The sequence below is a fragment of the Actinoplanes sp. NPDC048791 genome (assembly GCF_040650095.1).
In the GTDB taxonomy this organism is placed as follows: domain Bacteria; phylum Actinomycetota; class Actinomycetes; order Mycobacteriales; family Micromonosporaceae; genus Actinoplanes.
Map to the genome: position 1 here is coordinate 1 of NZ_JBEZGQ010001456.1, position 1,624 is coordinate 1,624.

Genomic DNA, 1,624 nt, shown 5'->3' on the forward strand with positions numbered 1-1,624 from the left:
GCCCCAAGCCGGGCCTCAAGCCGGGCCCCAAGTCGCGCCCGCAGCCGGCCTTCCAGCCGGGCCCCACTCGGCGCCCGCAGCTGCGTCCCAAGCCGTGCCCCAAGCCACGCCTGGAGCCGCACCCCACCGCGCCGGCTGGATCGTCCTAGGCCTGATCGCCGGTGCGGCGCTGCCGGTCCAAGGCGCTGTCAACGCCGCCCTGCGCACAGACCTACGCCCCCCACTAGCCGTAGGCACGGTCAGCTTTATCGTCGCCACCCTGACCATCACCGTCGTCTTCGGCCTGCTCCGCGCGGCCGGCCGGACACCACCACTGCGGGTCCGGCCGCTCGCTGCGATGCCCCGCTGGGGCTGGCTCGGCGGTGTCGCAGCCGCCGTCTACGTCACCGCGACGCTGCTGCTCATCCCCAGGATCGGCGCGGCCACAACGGTCGCCCTGACCGTCACCGGTCAGCAGCTCGCCTCGGCGGTGATCGACCACTTCGGACTGTTCCGGCTACCGCCGCGGCCGCTGACCAAGGCCCGGTTCGGCGGCCTGACGGCCCTGGTCATCGGCTGCGCCCTCGTCCAGTTCGCGTGAACGTGAACCTGAACCTGAACCTGAAAAGGAGCACCTCATGAGCGCGGCGCCGATCGGCGTGGTCTTCGGCAGCCTGACCCCCCCCAAGGCCGGGATCGGCTGCGCTGCCGCTCGGGCCGGGATCGGCTGCGCCGCTCGGGCCGGGATCGGCCGCGCCGCGGCTCAGGCCGGGATCGGCCGCGGATGGCGTGACGTAGCCGTCGGCTCAAGGCGCATGAGCTCGGCGTCCCCCAGCCGCTCGACAAGCCGCTGCCATTCGGCGTCCGCACCGAGCCGCTTCTCCGCTTGCGACCACTGCTCCCACCCGGCGAAAACCGCCAGCGCGACCACGTGGTTGCCGTCGCGCACCGGCAACCGCGGGAACGTGTTGGCGCTCGGCTCGGTGCGCCACATGGCCACCGGCACGCCGAGCGCCCGCTCGAGCACCTCGTGCCCGCGGCCGGTCAGCGCCGCTTCCAGGTCGGAGCCGGCCGGAAGCGACCAAGCCAGAGTGATTGCCCACGCCGGGTCGGCCGTCGGTCCCGGTGCTCCGGCGGCAACCGCATGACCCGGGCGGTGGGCCGGCGAGGTCGGGCGCAACAGCAGCACATCATCGCTGTCGATCATGGTGGCGTTGGCGGCGTCCCGGTGCTCCTGCCATACCGGCCCGAGGTAGAAGTCCTCCAGCGCCTCGTGGCGTTGTGCCATGGACGTGAAGCCGCGGAACCATACGAAACGATCCGGGTCGTCCCGGTCCCGGAACTGCCCGCCCAGCCGCATGCCCGACCGTTCCAGGCCGTCGACGAACCACCGCTGGAACGCCTCCTGGAGCTCGTCGAACGTGCCCGGCCGCAGCGTGTATCGGCGCATCTCGACGACGTCGCAGCCGGCCAGGTCGGCGGCCACGGCGTTCTGCTGATCCCGCACGGGTTCCCCCATCTGTAACAATGTGTGTTACTCATTATGAGGGGAGGCCACCCATGGCCGGCAACAGTCGTCTCACCGTGGCCGTGCACGCCCTGTGCTGGCTCGCGCTGGCCCGGCGGCACGGCCACTCGGGGCTGA

2 protein-coding genes are annotated in these 1,624 nt (G+C 72.0%); one reads left to right on the forward strand and one right to left on the reverse strand.

The genetic code is table 11. The features are described 5' to 3' along the window. The first annotated feature begins 94 nt into the window (after nucleotides 1–94). Nucleotides 95–580 carry a DMT family transporter gene (locus AB0C29_RS47375; RefSeq protein WP_360834803.1) on the forward strand — a complete coding sequence of 162 codons (486 nt, stop codon included), beginning with the start codon at nucleotides 95–97 and terminating at the stop codon, nucleotides 578–580. Between the two features lie 162 nt (nucleotides 581–742). Here the strand turns inward: AB0C29_RS47375 and AB0C29_RS47380 are convergent, their stop codons facing one another. Beyond that, the gene (locus AB0C29_RS47380; RefSeq protein ID WP_360834805.1) at nucleotides 743–1,498 is read right to left on the reverse strand and encodes an NIPSNAP family protein; all 756 of its coding nucleotides are present in this window, start codon (nucleotides 1,496–1,498) and stop codon (nucleotides 743–745) included. Between the last annotated feature and the right edge of the window lie 126 nt (nucleotides 1,499–1,624).

Excerpts from the sequence above, each read along its gene's own strand:
- AB0C29_RS47380 (WP_360834805.1), bottom strand. The coding sequence starts at position 1,498 with ATGGGGGAACCCGTGCGGGATCAGCAGAACGCCGTGGCCGCCGACCTG.